Annotated in this window: 9 protein-coding genes; 4 read left to right on the forward strand and 5 right to left on the reverse strand. The window is 48.9% G+C overall.

Annotation, left to right across the window (positions count from 1 at the left end; translation table 11 throughout):
* Positions 1–199: 199 nt before the first annotated feature.
* Positions 200–826 (reverse strand): OmpA family protein, encoded by a 627-nt coding sequence (locus DYA43_RS20620; protein ID WP_061055549.1) that lies wholly within the window; start codon positions 824–826, stop codon positions 200–202.
* A 2-nt stretch (positions 827–828) separates the two neighbouring features.
* Positions 829–2,142: a TolC family outer membrane protein gene (locus DYA43_RS20625; protein ID WP_020433160.1), complete on the reverse strand. Its 1,314-nt coding sequence runs from the start codon at positions 2,140–2,142 to the stop codon at positions 829–831.
* 467 nt (positions 2,143–2,609) lie between these two features.
* On the opposite strand from DYA43_RS20625, the gene DYA43_RS20630 reads away from it, so the two are divergent.
* From DYA43_RS20630 to pncA, 3 genes are all read left to right on the forward strand, one after another.
* A complete protein-coding gene (locus DYA43_RS20630) occupies positions 2,610–7,643 on the forward strand; it encodes an Ig-like domain-containing protein (RefSeq protein WP_061055550.1) in 5,034 nt (1,677 codons plus the stop codon).
* 181 nt (positions 7,644–7,824) lie between these two features.
* Positions 7,825–9,888 carry a DNA helicase IV gene (gene helD, locus DYA43_RS20635; RefSeq protein WP_061055551.1) on the forward strand — a complete coding sequence of 688 codons (2,064 nt, stop codon included), beginning with the start codon at positions 7,825–7,827 and terminating at the stop codon, positions 9,886–9,888.
* 29 nt (positions 9,889–9,917) lie between these two features.
* Positions 9,918–10,541 (forward strand): bifunctional nicotinamidase/pyrazinamidase, encoded by a 624-nt coding sequence (gene pncA, locus DYA43_RS20640; protein ID WP_047462149.1) that lies wholly within the window; start codon positions 9,918–9,920, stop codon positions 10,539–10,541.
* Between the two features lie 30 nt (positions 10,542–10,571).
* Here pncA and DYA43_RS20645 read toward each other — a convergent pair whose 3' ends face one another.
* Both DYA43_RS20645 and torT read right to left on the reverse strand, forming a co-directional pair.
* On the reverse strand, positions 10,572–11,027 hold the full coding sequence (locus DYA43_RS20645) for a methylglyoxal synthase (protein WP_020433155.1): 456 nt from the start codon (positions 11,025–11,027) through the stop codon (positions 10,572–10,574).
* 54 nt (positions 11,028–11,081) lie between these two features.
* Positions 11,082–12,092: a TMAO reductase system periplasmic protein TorT gene (torT, locus tag DYA43_RS20650; RefSeq protein ID WP_061055552.1), complete on the reverse strand. Its 1,011-nt coding sequence runs from the start codon at positions 12,090–12,092 to the stop codon at positions 11,082–11,084.
* Between the two features lie 75 nt (positions 12,093–12,167).
* Here torT and torS point away from each other — a divergent pair, with 75 nt between their 5' ends.
* A complete protein-coding gene (gene torS / locus DYA43_RS20655; RefSeq protein WP_061055553.1) occupies positions 12,168–15,044 on the forward strand; it encodes a TMAO reductase system sensor histidine kinase/response regulator TorS in 2,877 nt (958 codons plus the stop codon).
* Positions 15,045–15,137: 93 nt separating this feature from the next.
* On the opposite strand, the gene pyk is transcribed toward torS, so the two are convergent.
* Positions 15,138–16,601, reverse strand: coding sequence for a pyruvate kinase (gene pyk / locus DYA43_RS20660; RefSeq protein WP_061055554.1), 1,464 nt, complete (start codon positions 16,599–16,601; stop codon positions 15,138–15,140).
* Between the last annotated feature and the right edge of the window lie 53 nt (positions 16,602–16,654).

Raw genomic sequence — 16,654 nt, forward strand, 5'->3', positions numbered from 1 at the left:
AAAGTGAAACTTATACACAATTGGACTGATAATGGTGCAATTATGTCGATTAATTTTATAACTGACTATCTTATATAGGTATTTTTAATACATTGCGCAGATAGTTCATGACTTAAATGAAGAATGCCGTTTCGAAAACAGCAAAGTCCCGACAAATCGGGACTTTCATAAAGAAGCAATCTTTCGTCTTACTCAAGCGTTATTTCGGCAGAGTCGTGAATACGGTCCATTCTTTAACCACTTCACCTTTAAATCCAACGACACTGGCTGTGACGCGACGGTTGCGGGCATGACTCACTTGATCTTCGCCTTCCACTGCAAGTACGGTGTCACCAAAGCCGACAATGCGGATTCGCTTAGGCGTGACACCAAACCGAACCAATTGCAAACGCACCGCTTCAGAACGTTGTTTAGATAACGCCAGATTGTACTCTGGTTTACCTACTTTACTGGCGTAACCTTGTAATTCAATTGAAGTCTCTGAGTAGAGCCTTAAAAAGTCGGCCATCTGACGAATTTGATTCAGAAAAACAGGTGGAATATCACTTGAATCATTGGCAAACAAAATATGCAGTTGTTGCAAATGTGAGGATTTGATCGACTCACCGCAGCCATCGTTATCAATTTTGGACGCGGAAGGTGTGTCTGGGCACTTATCTCGTGCATTGATGACACCATCGTTGTCATCATCCAACAAATCGTCCACTTGGTTTGCGACGGGTGTGGTGATGTAGTCGTAAACGTCTGCACTAGGCTCTTCATTTGCAAATAGCGGGCGGGACAACGCCACGGCTACTACAGCCAGCAATAAAGTGCGAATCTTCATATTTAGTACTCTACCTTCGTCATCCACTCTTCTGGTACATCAACGCGCAAGGCGCTAAGGAGGTTGCCTGTCGCGTTCATTAAACGGTATTTGGCGTATTGCTCTGAATATTTCGCATCGAGATAATCTTTACGGGCTTCAAACAACTCGTTTTCTGTGTTCAACAGATCCAGAAGCGTTCGCTGACCGATCAAATATTGTTTACGATAAGCAATCACAGTTTTAGAGGCTGAATCTACGTGATCAGACAAAAACTCTTTTTGTTGCAGCGTGAGATCCAGTGCATTCCAGGATAAACGCAATCCTTCTTCGACCGTGCGGAAGGTATTCTCTCGAAGATCTTTTGCGCGGTTAAGCTGGTAAGCTGCGCCTTCAGTTTTGTCGCTGTCTGCGCCGCCGTTGTATAGATTGTAACGAAGACGGATCATGGCTGTGGTCTCATCGCTGCTGCCTTCGTAACCCCCTGCATCATTCAGCCAAGTTTGAGAAGCTTCAAACGAAATGGTGGGATAGTTCGGAGCTTTGGATTGTTTGTATTGGAACCTTGCTGCATCCACATCGGTTTGCGCGACTTTAATCACGGGATGTGACTTCTGAGCCTGTTCAAGAGCTTGCTCGACGGTTAATGGAAGGGCAGTACTGTCAGCGCGAGGGAAAATAAGACCCAATGGCTCTTGACCGACAAGGCGACGAAACTGAACGTAAGCATCAAACAAATTATTCTGTGCTGCCAGAAGGTTGCCGTGCGCTTTTGCTATACGAGCTTCAACTTGTGTGACGTCCGCGGTTGAACCGATGCCGGATTCTGCGCGCTTTTTAATGTCGCGGTAGATTTCTTTATGGGTCGCCAGATTGTTTTCTGACAAAACCAGCACTTCGTATGCTTTTGTTGCTTCGAGGTAGATTTTGGCAACTTCCAGTGCTTTATCCGATGCGTCAGCAAGAAGTTGATAGCGATCTGCTTCGGCTTCCGCTGCGGTGCGATCCATATCGTTAAGTGTCGCAGAACCGTCCCAAATCAATTGATTAAACGTCAGCGTGACGTCTTTTCGCGTCATATCAGTGTCGGAACTGCTACTTGATTCTGCAGGGTTAATACCTTCGTAGCCAATACCCGCATCTAAATCAATACGTGGAAGATACGCTCCGGAAGCCGCATTCGATTCAGATACACGGCTTTTGTACTGGTTAAACGCACTTTTTAACTCAGGATTGGAGGCCAGTGTCAGTGATACCGCCTGCTCCAACGTTTGAGCAAATGCGGGGCTGGTAAACGCAAGTGCGCAGACTAAAGTCTTTAAGGAAAACCCTTTCAAAATCAAACTCCCATATCGGATGGAAAACGAATGAGCGCAGAGTCTAAAGCAAAGTTCATCTCATTAATGAGATGAATGGGTTTGCGTGTCAAAAATGTGACGGACCATGACTCAAATTGACCAACTTGTTAAGGGTGTCGGTCTGAGTTAATTGTTAACTTATTAATAAAGCGCGAATTTTACGCTTTAGAGAGAGGAAAATAAAGCTAATGGCGTGATTTTTATTAAGTGATCTTGATTCCATGTATTAACTTTGAGAAACCATCGAATCCGTCAAAAAAACGTTAACCGTATAACGTTTTAACCTTTGTTTAACTAAGGTTTAGTGTTATCGTCGAGCCAATTTTATTCGAATAATAACTATCGCCAATGCTTGAACGGCATGCGGTAATTCACTTCAAAAGTTTCTGAGGTTTTTTATGGGTTTAAACCTTCTTGTGTCTAGTGGAATCCTGTCTGCAAATCAAATGATCGTGATCGACACCAACGGTAACATTCGTACCGCGACAATTGGTGAAAAACTGCCTCACGGGACCGTTATTGTCCAAAGAGGCGATAACATCACGGATGATGCAGAACTCAAGGCACAACTCGTTGATGCAAATAATACTCCGCAAGACATCACCGATGATGTAGCGCGCATTTTTGCTGCATTAGAAGAAGGCCAGGACCCGACTCAAGTCGATGACGCCGAAGCTCCAGCGGCCGGCGGAGCCCAAGGCTCTGCGCTCGCCGAAGCGGCAACCATCGAGCGTATCGGCTCAGAAACCATCGCCACGACAGACTTCGATACCACAGGATTCGAGAGTCTAGGCCTTTCACAAACCCAAAGTTTGGCGCTGTCGAGTTTGTTGGTTGTGTCTACGGGGGCGGAATCGATTGAAACTAGCGATACCTCGACAATTTCTTCTATTTCAAGTAGTGCGGTAGATGAAGGCGAAGGCGCGGTGTTCACCGTGAGCCTAAGCAACGAAAGTACGTCGGCGCAAACTTACAGCTTCAGCTTGTCGAACGGCACAGCGGGCAGCGACGACTACGACACAGACCTATCGAACGTGACGTTCAGCAATGGCGTGACTTACGATGCGGATACAGGCCTGATCACGGTACCAGCGGGCGTGACGGAGTTCACGGCGACGGTTGCGACCATCGATGACACGATCGACGAAGCGAATGAAACGTTCACGTTGACGGTTGGCGGTGTAGAAGGCACAGCGACCATCGTGGATAACGATGCGGCACCGACGATCAGCAGTGTGAGCACGGCGGTCGACGCGTCAGGCGAGGCGGTAGATGAAGGCGAAGGCGCGGTGTTCACCGTGAGCCTAAGCAACGAAAGTACGTCGGCGCAAACTTACAGCTTCAGCTTGTCGAACGGCACAGCGGGCAGCGACGACTACGACACAGACCTATCGAACGTGACGTTCAGCAATGGCGTGACTTACGATGCGGATACAGGCCTGATCACGGTACCAGCGGGCGTGACGGAGTTCACGGCGACGGTTGCGACCATCGATGACACGATCGACGAAGCGAATGAAACGTTCACGTTGACGGTTGGCGGTGTAGAAGGCACAGCGACCATCGTGGATAACGATGCGGCACCGACGATCAGCAGTGTGAGCACGGCGGTCGACGCGTCAGGCGAGGCGGTAGATGAAGGCGAAGGCGCGGTGTTCACCGTGAGCCTAAGCAACGAAAGTACGTCGGCGCAAACTTACAGCTTCAGCTTGTCGAACGGCACAGCGGGCAGCGACGACTACGACACAGACCTATCGAACGTGACGTTCAGCAATGGCGTGACTTACGATGCGGATACAGGCCTGATCACGGTACCAGCGGGCGTGACGGAGTTCACGGCGACGGTTGCGACCATCGATGACACGATCGACGAAGCGAATGAAACGTTCACGTTGACGGTTGGCGGTGTAGAAGGCACAGCGACCATCGTGGATAACGATGCGTCCCCTATAGCCCAAGACGATACATCAACCAGTAACCACTGCTTCTCGGGTAAATATTATGCGTACGACGAGCGGACTGGTGGTTTGGGTAACATGGATTCGGTTGCAGATGCTCTGGCTCTTATCGCTAAAAATCAACCGGACGTGACGTTTGATGTGTCTAACATTGATTACCAGTTAAGCAACGGGAATCAGAATGGTGGGTTAACGTCCAATTCGCAGCTGCAAGATTTCTTAGGTTCTGACGCGAGCTCGATGAAGGGGGCCGTACCGAGCAACACCACCGATGGCGTGATGTTGCTGACTGGTGCGGTTTACTTGGCTGCAGGGACTTATTCACTGAAAGTGAATGCGGACGACGGTTACTTTATTAAAGTCGATGGTCAAGTGGTTGCTCAGTACGACGGCATTCAGTCTACGACTGAGCGTGTTCATGACACTTTTACATTGAGTTCTGATGGTTACCATAACGTTGAAATTGTGTACTGGGATCAAGGTGGCAATGCTGCTCTGGATGTTGCGATTGGACAGTATGAAGATGGCGCTTTGGTCGGTGACTTCTCTTCACTGCTTGATGCACCAGTATTGGGTGATGAGTTATGTATGATCCAAGACGGAAGTCTGACTATCGATCCTTCAGTCTTGTTGGCAAACGATTCTGACCCTGACGGTGACACATTGGAAATCACGTCGGTCGATTCTCCATCGACGGGCACTGTGACATTGAATGATGATGGCTCTATTAGCTTTAAGCCTGCGCCAGGTTTCGATGGCGACGCCACGTTTACTTATACCGTTAAGGATAGTGATGGGTTGACGGATACTGCTACCGTAACTGTGCACGTTGCGCCTATTTCTGATGGCCTATCGGTTACAGCGTCGCTCAGCAATAGTGACCATTACGTGTCGGATTACATTGAAAGCATTATCGCGAATAACCCAGATGCGGGAACGACTGGTACATCAAGCAACGATATCCTGATTGGAGACGACTCAACCCAACAGATTTTCGGTCATGAAGGTTCGGATATTTTGATTGGTGGCAACGTTACTAACTTAGTGATGTACGGTGATGAGCGTGGCAGTGGTGATGATGTGTTGATTTCTACTTCGATAGAAGCCACAACAACATACTATGGCGGTGAAGGAAACGATACGGCTTATTTGAATGCTTCATTGTCGGATCTTGTCTTTATTGCCCAAGGCGACAACCCGCTAGCACCACAGGCAGATTTTACCTTTAAGTATAAAGGTAACGATGCGTATCACGATTTTTACAGCATCGAAACTCTGTACCTCAACGATGGCAAGTACGAAATTCATGATGGTACTCTGACTAAAGTTACTGATTTTCTTGAATTGAACATCGATGTTGATCTTAACGATGCTGATGGCAGCGAAGTGTTCACGGAGGTTATTGTATCCGGTGTGCCTGATGGCGTGACGTTGTCTATTGGTGAGGACCTTGGTAACGGTCGCTGGAGTATTCCGGCAAACGCATTGGATTCTGATGGTAAAGTCACGCTAGTCGTAGAGGCTCCTGCGGGTACTTCTCCAGATCTTTCAGTTACGGTTGGTGCTCAGGAAGTCGATAGCAACGGCCAAGCTGCGGATCTGCCTAAATATGCTTCAACAGACATTGGTACCGTTGGCCTGCCGGATAGCTCACCTAACGGTGATAACACTGTAAATGGTGGCAAAGGCGACGATGTCCTGATGGGCGATATTGGCGGTTATGTTGTCAGTGTTCAGCCTGGTGTGGATTACAACATAGCGCTGGTCATCGATACATCGGGCAGTATGGATGACTCGATCGATGGTGGGTATTACAGTAAATCACGTGTTGATGTCGTTAAAGAAGCGTTGGTGAATCTGGTTGAACAGATCAGTCAACACGATGGAACAATCAACCTTAAGCTTATTGGTTTTGATTACTATATTGATGTGTCATTTGAAGTCAGTGACTTGCAACCGAACACACAGGGTTACACTGACCTCATCGATCAGATTACGACTCAACTTAATGCGGATGGCGGTACGGATTATTATGTTGCGATGAAAGCTGCGAATGATTGGTTCGATAGCTTAAGCAATGACGGCCAGAATCTGACTTTCTTCCTGACCGATGGTGAGCCTAATAGCAGTACCCTACAAAGCGCTTTGGATGAATTCGCAGAGTTGAGTAGCAAGTCGACAGTCATGGCTATCGGCATTGGTGATAATATTTCGCAAGATACTTTGAAGTTCTTTGATAATACGTCAGAAACTTCAATGCAAGTAGTTAACGGAGTTTATGTGGTCAACGAAGTGTTGCATTTTGCTGATGGAACTCACGCTCAAGTAGTGCAGACTGATGGTTCCGGCAGCGTGTACTATGCAGACGATAAATTGGTGATGACCGACCCCGACGCTAAATGGGTCTACGACAGATCAGCGACCAAGTACGTTTCTGAGATGACCTCAATAGTTGATGATAATTCAACAATTAAGTTTGATGTTCGTATATCTAAAGGTGATTTTTTCTGGGAATTATACAATTCTGATGGAACGCTCGCAGCGAGTGGGTCGACTGGCAATTCTGAAACTATCAGTATTAATGTATCCAACGCTGGAACTTACTACTTCGAATTCAACTTTGAAGGTGATGGCGATACCTATGGTAATTGGGGCAGCAGTAAAGCATGGGTAGAAATAGGGGCAATAGATACCTACAGCCCATATTATGCTCAAGCTGGCGAAGTCCAAATTGTAAATTCAGCCGAGGATCTTCAGGCTGCTCTGCAAGGTGGTAAAACCATCACTGATATTGCGGAGATGGGCAACGATACGGTCAACGGTAACGAAGGTAACGATATCCTGTTTGGCGACTCAATTAATACTGACGAGTTACCATGGGGGCAAGATGGTAACCCAGATAAACCTTCCGACTTAGCCGATGGTGCGGGTTATGACGCTCTGGTGACATTCCTTGAGTTGCGTGATGGTTCTACACCGTCTCAGATTGATATCTATGAGTTCATCAAAGACAACCATGAACTGTTTAACGTCGCCGGTGATAGTCGTGGTGGTGACGATATCCTAAATGGCGGCGATGGTAACGATATCCTCTATGGCCAAGGTGGTGATGACACACTAAACGGTGGTGCGGGGAATGACATTCTCATCGGCGGATATGGCAACGACATTCTGACGGGTGGTGATGGTGATGATCTGTTTGTCTTCGGTGGTGAAGGTGCTGCCAAAGCTGAAGATCAATTTAAGACCCATATGGACGTGATTACTGACTTCCATTCTGGCGATAAAATTGACTTGTCACAGATGCTGGACGAGACGCCTTACAGTTCGATGGAAGATCTGTTGTCACACATTGAGGTAAAAGTCGACGGAACTGAGCTTGAGCTTAAAATTGAAGGTAATAACTATACTCAATCGATTGTGTTGAATAATGGAGCGACCGAATTTGGCATCAGTGATAGCTCTTCAGGTACACAGATAACGAATCTGCTGCACGATATTATCAAGCAAGATAATAACTGATAGACAAAGCCCACCCATTGGTGGGCTTTTTTCTATCCTGATTCCTTCAGAAAATCAGGTTTAACATCTTGTTTAATCGCAGGTTGTGGTTGTTGTCTAATCAAACAATTGACATTAATTTTTCATAGCAATGGTCGTTTAGGTTATTATTGTCCGCAACGAAATCGGCGAGTGATAATCAATGCAGCTAAGTGCGAAAAAGACTGCACAATTTTTTATATCTAACGAATATCATCAAGTTGAGCTTGAAGATGAGCTGGTTGTGCTCTCGTCGCACCTCAGTGAAGAACGTATTCCGTTTAACGTCTGGAATGGGCAGATTAAAATTCATCGCGGGCTCGTTTGGGGCGCGCTTCAATTCTACGCCCACGAAGAGCTCGGTGTGCAACGCTCTTGGTTGGTACAGGGATTACCTTGGCCGGAATGTCGCCAGTTTGCGCATAAGCTGGTTGCTATTTATCAGCAATGGCATAACCGTCAATGCGAGCAGCTCAGTCACTACTTACCGAAATGGCAAAATGAACTGATTCATTTGCAACGTTTACCGTCATTTCTCCCCCATTCTTTGGTCGACAATTGGGTGACGTCTGTTTTTGACGATCTTGCAACCATGGGCATGACTCTCGAAGAGGCGCACAAACGCCTGCCGGAGCATATTGAACATCTCTCGCCCTGGCTGCTTGATACCAGTGAATCGCTGTTAGAGCGTAACCACCGCTGGATTGAAAACGAACGGCTGAACTGGGAAGTGCTGTTCTCAAAACTGGAATCGTCACCGCTCAATGTGTCGCAGCAACAAGCTGTATTGCTCAATGACGATCACAACTTGGTGTTGGCTGGTGCCGGCTCAGGAAAAACCAGTGTCTTGACGGCAAGGGTTGCGTATTTGCTGCAAAGCCATCTGGCCAATGCGGAAGACATTTTATTGGTGGCGTTTGGCCGCGATGCTGCAAAAGAAATGGAGCAGCGCCTGAGCGATAAGATTGGCTTGGCGGCTGAAAAGGCACGTGTTAACACTTTCCATCAATTGGGATTGTATATTCTTAATCAGGTGGAAGAGCAAAGCGTGGTGATTTCACCGATTGCACTGGACGATAAGCTCAAAAAGGCGTGGTGCATCGATTGGCTCAAACGCCACTGGATGACGCCAACCAACTTCAAACGCTGGCAGAAGCATCTGGCGAAATGGCCGATTGCTTATCTGGCTGGCGACGATGAACTGGGCAGCCATGTCGAGAACCCGAAACTGATTGCGTGGCTGGAAAAACAGTTGGATCAGTTGGCGCAGCTCAGTATCGGTAAGAAAGAGATATTGCAACGGTTGGTTGAGCATCCCGATTACGCACGGCTGAACAGCGAACTGTCGCTGACCTGGCCTTGTTATCAGGCCTGGCAGCAAATGCTTAAAGAAAGCAATCAGATCGATTTCAATATCATGATCAGCCGCGCAACGGATTACGTCCGAAAAGGCAAGTTCAATAGTCCGTGGAAGTTCATCATGATTGATGAGTATCAGGATATTTCGCCGCAGCGTTTAGAACTGATTCAGTCTCTTTGTGAGCAGAAACCGGATGCTACCAACTTGTTCGCCGTTGGTGATGACTGGCAGTCGATTTATCAGTTTGCCGGTTCTGATGTCAATCTGACGACGGGGTTTTCTGCGCGTTTCCCACATTCGACGATCCATCATCTCGATACCACTTATCGATTTAATGACCAAATTGGCAGCGTTGCCAACCGGTTTGTGCAGGAAAACCCCAGTCAACTGCCGAAAGAGCTCAACAGTTTCAAAACCCAAAAACAGAAAGCGGTGTATGTGGCGCCAAGCAATCACGTCGAAAAAGTGCTCGATCAACTTAACCGCCAAGCGAGCTGCATGAAAACGGTCCTGCTGCTTGGCCGCAATCACTACCACAAACCAGAATTATTACGTGACTGGCAAAACCATTACCTGTCGCTGCGCATTGAGTTTATGACTTGCCACGCCAGTAAAGGCAAAGAGGCTGACTATGTGATTGTGTTGGCGGTTGATGAGGGACAGTTCCCGGCCAGAGTGAAAAGTTTACATCTCGACGGCGCACTGACCCAGTCTGATGATAGCTTCCCTTATGCAGAAGAGCGTCGCCTGTTTTACGTCGCGATGACTCGTGCGAAAGAGAAAGTATGGATAACGCACAGTGGTAATGGCTCTGCGTTTGTGCAGGAGCTCTTGGCCAGCGACTATCCGGTGGTGAAACAGAAATAACGTACATCTTTATCAAATAAGGACACATGATGAGCAAGACGCTGATTTTAGTTGATGTGCAAAATGATTTTGCGCCGGGTGGGGCATTGGCTGTGCCAGAAGGTGATGTAATTGTCCCTGTGATAAACCGGCTTTTGCCTCACTTTGAACACGTTATCGCGACGAAAGACTGGCACCCAGCCGGGCATGCCAGCTTTGCTTCCGTGCAAGGCAAATCGATTGGTGAAGTGGTTGATCTTAAAGGTGTCAGCCAAATCATGTGGCCGGATCATTGCGTACAGAAAACACCCGGGGCGGAGTTTATTCCCGGTTTGAATACCGACGCGATTGATTACGTGGTTTACAAAGGAACGAATCCGGATATCGACAGTTACAGCGGCTTTTTTGATAACCAACGTCTGCAAAGTACAGGGTTGGAGGATTACCTGAAAGATAAAGGGATTCGTGAAGTCTACATCGTTGGCTTAGCGACAGATTACTGCGTGAAGTTCACGGCACTGGATGCGGCATCACTCGGTTTTCAGACCTCAGTGATTGAAGATGCATGCCGCGGCGTGAATATGTCGCCGCAAGATTCTGAGCAAGCTTTGGCTGCGATGAAAGCGGCAGGCTGCCACGTGATCACTTCCACTGAGTTTCTGGCGCACTGCTAAACAAAAATCCCCTCAATTGAGGGGATTTTCTTATGTGCGGTCAGCCAGGTAAGCTTGGTAATCGGGAATTTCAATGTCGACGTCTTGTGCCATCAGTTCAGAGTTGAACAGGAACTTGGCGGTGGCACGGTTGGTGGCAACCGGAATGTTCCACACACTGGCGATACGCAGCAGCGCTTTGACATCCGGGTCGTGCGGTACCGCGTTGAGTGGATCCCAAAAGAAAATCAGCACATCGATTTTACCTTCAGAAATCAGTGCGCCAATCTGTTGGTCGCCGCCCATCGGACCACTGATCATACTGGTGATCGCCAATCCGGTCTCTTTGCTTAACATGTGACCCGTGGTACCCGTTGCGTACAACGAATGTTTCTCCAGTTTTTCGCGGTTTTCTTGCACCCAGCGCAGCAGCTCGCCTTTGTAGTTATCGTGAGCAACCAGTGCGACGTGTTTGCTCGCCGCCATCGTGCGCGTTGTTTTTTTCATTGGTTCCATTCCTAATGTTTCTTATCTTGGTGTGTAATAACCAAAAGCGCTTGGCTATTCAACGACTTTTACTTCAAAAGTTGGCCTGAACTCTGATGGAGATAACGATTCAGCAATAATCTGTTCACTCAGCGTTTCTGGGGTGAGTTTGGCGATCTCTGGTGCCGCGTGATGTTGGTACGATTCACCGCGTAAATAGTGCGCGGCCTGACGAGCCGATAAGCGTCCTTGTTCGACCATTCTGTCACTTGGAGCGAACGCCACACGGTCTCGCAATAGTCCCCGATAGACGCCGTGACTGAGGTAGGTTGATACCAACTGAATCTGCTGTTGTTTGTTAGCATTTCTGAGTTCGCTGATGGCTGCTTCAATCGCAACGGCGCTGCCGACGATGTAATCAATACCTGGCTGTTCGATCACTTGTTGTACCAGATTGCGTTGCAGCTCTTTGTCGTTATCTGCCCACAGAGTGATGTCGATGCGAATATCGCTGCGCTGAATCGCATCATAAAAACCTTGTACCATGGGCTTCGTACCGCCACGCTGTTCTGGTCCGGGTAGCAATCCGATATGCGTAATTCCACTGCCTTGAGGATGAAGTTTGGCGAGGTAATCGCCAGCATAATACCCCATCCAGTACCAGTCGACGCCCACTTCTCCTTTGAGATGCGAACGCTGAGTATCGTCTAAAATCAGATGGTTGACGGTGGCAAATACGGGCACTTCGCCAGTCAATCGGCTCAAGTCATACTGGTATAGATTGGGTGACACCGTGCCAAGCAGAATCGCCTGGGCACCCCATTCAATACAGTCTTTGATCTGTTGCTGCTGCTTAAGTTGGTTTGGGTAGCCACCAGCTTCCAGCACTTTGAGTTCGATGTGTTCTCTGCGCGCCTCATCAACCATGCCGTAGTTGATCGACAACCAGTAGGAATCCTTCAGATGCGGATAAAGAGCGCACACTTTAGGTTGCGCAGCCGCTATTCCACTGAAGGCAGAGCAGGCGAGGATCAACAGTGTGTGAAACAAGCGAGAAAAAAACGGATAAAGCATGAGGTTATTCATTGGCGAACAGTGGTAAACACTGCAAAATATAGCCTATTCCCACCCTTTAAAGAAGCGACTTAGCAGGTCAACAATATGCGAATCAGCAAAACCAGCATCGGACGTAAATTATTGTTATCGTTTATCGCGATGGCATTTCTGGTGCTGCTATCCGCAATTATCGGCGTGTTGGGTTTTTCGCAGGTTTCAAAAACCGAACGTCAGGTCGTCAACAGCGCCATTCCGGCCATGCTGGAAGCGCGTCAGGTGGCCGAACTCAGTAATCGCATCATTGGTTCGGTGCAAACGCTCTCTACCGCTAACAATGAAGAGCAGCGTAAGCAGGTTGGTAAAACCCTGTTTGAACAACTCGGCCAGTTGCTTGAACACGTTAAAACCCTGGGCCAGGACTCTTCCGATACTCAGTTGCTGAGCTCACTGGAAGCGGATGTGCAAAGTGTGATTGATACACTGGGTCTGCTCGGACAAGAAGTTGAACGTAAACTGCAACTGACGGAAACGCTAAACCACCAGGCGCTCAACATGCGCGCTTCGGCGCAAGAGCTTGAACAGCTCACCCGCACGCAGGTGCTCAACACCAGCACAGTGGCGGTGGCCAATGTCACACATATCTACGATCTGCTAAAGGAAAAACGCACGGCGCAGGTTTATAAGGCGCTCGATACCTTGGTCGAGGTCGATTTGGATTTGTCCGAACGCCTGCACGAATTGCATTTGCTGGCGTACAAAGTGCTTAATGAAATTGAAGAGACCCGCACCGTCACGGATATTCAGCGTATCGTCGCGCTTCAGCAGGAATTTGTCACCAATATTGAAGTGATGCAGCGCCGCGTCCAGGCGGTTGAAGATCCAACCCGTTCCAAACAGATGACTCTGCTGCTCACTCAATTGGAACAGCAGCAGACTCTGTTTGATGATTTGATCGCACGCCATAACAGTACGTTGCGCGCGCAGGATCTAGCCACTCAATCGCTGGACCAGTTCGCCTCTTTGAACCAGCGGGTCAACCAGTTGGTGGATACGTCTAACCAGTCGGCCACTGCTGCGGTGTATGAACTGTCGCGAACATTAAGTCTGGCGCAATGGACGTTGTCAGTTCTTAGCTTAGTTGGTCTGATCGCCACGACGATCATTGTCTGGCGCGTGGTGTATCAATCGGTGGTTAAACGCTTGGCGCGGCATACATCGGCACTGCTTTCGGTCGCAAAAGGACAATTACAAGTCGAAGTGGAAACGCAAGGCCATGATGAGCTGGCGGAAATGGGCCGCGCGATTGCGACGGCTCGTGACACCGCAAAAGCGCTGAAAGTTGTCGCGGAAAGCGAAGTTAAGGCCAAGCGAGAGCTGCAAGAGCACAAGGCGCATCTGGAAGATGTGGTTGAAGAGCGCACCTTACAGCTACGCGAAACGAACCAAAAGCTCAATCAGGAAGTACTCAACCATGCCAAAGCGCGTCTGGATGCAGAGCAGGCAAGTCGCGCTAAATCGGTATTCCTCGCCACCATGAGCCATGAAATTCGCACCCCGATGAACGGAGTATTGGGTACCGCGCATCTGCTGCAAGATACTCCGCTGTCCGACACGCAGCGTCATTATGTCAACGTGATTGACCGCAGCGGACAGAACTTATTGGCCATTCTTAACGATGTTTTGGATTACTCAAAAATCGAAGCCGGACATTTACAGATTCGCCATGCCAGCTTTAATTTGCGTCACATGCTGCGCTGCGTGTATCAGCTGATGGAAAGCCGGGCGAAGGAAAAAGGTTTAGCTCTCAACCTGCACATTGATTCGGATTTGGCGGATTACTGGAAAGGGGATGAAACCCGTCTACAACAAGTTCTGAACAATTTAGTGAGCAATGCGATTAAGTTCACGCCGCAAGGGCATGTTGACCTGGCGGTTTATCCTGACCCGAATGACGAGTGCGACGTGCTGTTTGAAGTGTGCGATACGGGTATTGGCATCAGTGCTGCCGATCAGCAAACCTTGTTTGACGCCTTCACTCAGGCGGAGGCTGGGCTTGCAACTCAAGGCGGAACAGGGCTCGGTTTGGCCATCAGTTCTCGCTTGGTGGAAGCAATGCAAGGTGAACTGCAGGTTGAATCGAGCCTCAATGAAGGTAGTCGCTTTTACTTCTCTCTGCCTTTGGAACTCGGAGACGCGGTAACCGAACCGGCGGAGGTGCCGCTGACCAATACGTCATCAGTCAAGGTGTTGGTGGTCGAAGATAACGACGTTAACCAGTTGGTGGCGGAAGGTTTTCTTAATAGCCTGGGCCATCAAGTGGTGATTGCAGCCAATACTAAACAAGCGCTGAGCGTGTTTGCCCAGCAGCGGTTCGATATTGCGCTGCTTGATATCAATCTGCCGGACGGAGATGGCGTGAGCCTGATGAATCAGCTCAGAGCACTGGAACAGCAGCAAGGGCAAACACCGATACCGATGGTGGCGGTGTCGGCTCACGTATTTAATGAAGAAGTGAACCATTATCTCGCTTCCGGTTTTGACGGTTATCTGCCCAAACCGCTGGTGAAGTCAGAATTGGCACGCATGCTGGTGCAACAACTGAGGCTGAGCGATACACCGCACAAGGCGACAAACAGCCAGTCTCATCAGGACAATATTCTCAATACTGCGCAATTGCATGACGATATTGAGGTACTTGGCATGGAGAAAATGGCCGAAATCGTCCGCTATTTCCGACAAGGCGCGCAGCACACATCGATGCAGTTTGCTGACCAAACGCTCAGCGAAGAGGCGATCAAGCAGGCTGCCCATAAACTCAAAGGATCGGCCGGAAGCTTGGGCTTAATACAATTGATGAAATTGTGTGAGGAGGTGGAGCGCGCTGCATCGCCACGCCAACGAGCGAGTGAGAAGCTGGATGAAATTCAGCAAACGATAGACGCTTCGCTCGCTGCACTAGAGGCAGAAATTAACTGGTCATAAAAAGGGCCTGCGACAAGCGCAGGCCAAAACCCTGTGGAGCAGGGGGAGGGTGTGGTCACTATGTGAACCAGCGAGTGCGGTAAACCCTACAATTTAAGCCGCTAAATCTTTGGGAGTGGTGAGGCTCAGCAGGCGGCAGACATTCACGCTGCCGACCCCTTCAACTGATTCCAGTTGCGTCAGCAAAATAGACGAAATTTGCTTCTGCTCTGCTCCAGGCCGCAATACATTGAGCAATTGTTGTGATAGCTGGTCGGCATTTGGGTTGATGTTTGGCAAATAAATCGGCGTGACACCACGCAGCAGAGCCAGTTTGTTCAGTAGCTCAGGCTTATCTGAAATAGCCCAAATGGTTGCCTGACTTTGGCAACGAGACATCAAAAGCGGTGTTTCACCCTTTTGAGTGATGATGGCTACGCCAAGATCTTTGTGTACTTTTGAGGCGGAAATCATCGATGAAAGAGCAAAACTTTTACCCGCATCGCTGCACAGATGATGCAGCTTGTCCCAGCAGTCCTGAGCACAAGACGCTTCGTTCTCAACGCCCGTCGCAATGCGAACCATGGCCTGAACCGCTTCGACCGGATACTGGCCTGCGGCCGATTCTGCCGATAACATCACTGCGTCTGTACCATCCAGAATGGCGTTGGCAACATCCAGCACTTCTGCGCGCGTTGGCAGAGGGTTTTCAATCATCGATTCCATCATTTGTGTCGCGGTGATCACTGGCTTGCCGTGATGTTTGGTGCGGGCAATCAAGACTTTTTGTACACTTGGCAAACGTGCGTCGCCAATCTCAACGCCAAGGTCGCCACGCGCAACCATGATGACGTCGGAAGCCTGAATGATGTCATCCATGGCTTCGAGGCTGCTGACCACTTCCGCGCGCTCAACTTTGGCGACGATTTGTGCAAAGCAGCCTGCGTCTTGAGCTAACTTGCGAGCGTACTCAATATCCTGACCATTACGAGGGAAGGAGATCGCGAGAAAATCGGCATTCAGTTTGGCGGCGGTGATGATGTCCTGTTTATCTTTGTCCGTCAGTGCTGGTGCAGACAGGCCACCGCCCAGCAGGTTGATGCCTTTACGGTTAGAAAGTTTGCCACTGTTGAGCACTTTGGTGGTGACCTGTTGTTCGGCTTGATTGACGTCCAACACTTCCAGTTGAATACGTCCATCATCGAGCAGCAGGATGTTGCTTGGCGTTAAGTCGGCAATCAGCTGTGGGTAATCGAGTCCGACACGTTGCTGATTGCCAGCTTGTTGACCCAATCGACCGTCCAATATGAAGATATCGCCAGCGGTGAGTTGTACCACATCATTTTCAAAGCAGGAGATGCGGATTTTGGGACCCTGAAGATCAACCAGCACTCCGACACTGACATTCAACGTTCGGGCAATGTCCCGCACCAGTTCGGCGCGGGCAATGTGTTCTTCTGCGCTGCCGTGTGAAAAGTTCAGGCGCACGACATTGACGCCGGATTGAATAAGTTGAGTCAGCTTTTCACGACTCTGACTGGCAGGGCCTAGCGTAGCCACAATTTTGGTTTTACACATCTGTAATTCCTAATAACGACGAAACAAAATACAAAAATGAAGAGCAGGAGCCG

It is taken from the genome of Vibrio fluvialis (genome assembly GCF_900460245.1).
Lineage (GTDB): Bacteria > Pseudomonadota > Gammaproteobacteria > Enterobacterales > Vibrionaceae > Vibrio > Vibrio fluvialis.

Excerpts from the sequence above, each read along its gene's own strand:
- DYA43_RS20620 (WP_061055549.1), bottom strand. The coding sequence starts at position 826 with ATGAAGATTCGCACTTTATTGCTGGCTGTAGTAGCCGTGGCGTTGTCC.
- DYA43_RS20630 (WP_061055550.1), top strand. The coding sequence starts at position 2,610 with ATGATCGTGATCGACACCAACGGTAACATTCGTACCGCGACAATTGGT.
- helD (WP_061055551.1), top strand. The coding sequence starts at position 7,825 with ATGCAGCTAAGTGCGAAAAAGACTGCACAATTTTTTATATCTAACGAA.
- pncA (WP_047462149.1), top strand. The coding sequence starts at position 9,918 with ATGAGCAAGACGCTGATTTTAGTTGATGTGCAAAATGATTTTGCGCCG.
- DYA43_RS20645 (WP_020433155.1), bottom strand. The coding sequence starts at position 11,027 with ATGAAAAAAACAACGCGCACGATGGCGGCGAGCAAACACGTCGCACTG.
- torT (WP_061055552.1), bottom strand. The coding sequence starts at position 12,092 with ATGAATAACCTCATGCTTTATCCGTTTTTTTCTCGCTTGTTTCACACA.
- torS (WP_061055553.1), top strand. The coding sequence starts at position 12,168 with ATGCGAATCAGCAAAACCAGCATCGGACGTAAATTATTGTTATCGTTT.
- pyk (WP_061055554.1), bottom strand. The coding sequence starts at position 16,601 with ATGTGTAAAACCAAAATTGTGGCTACGCTAGGCCCTGCCAGTCAGAGT.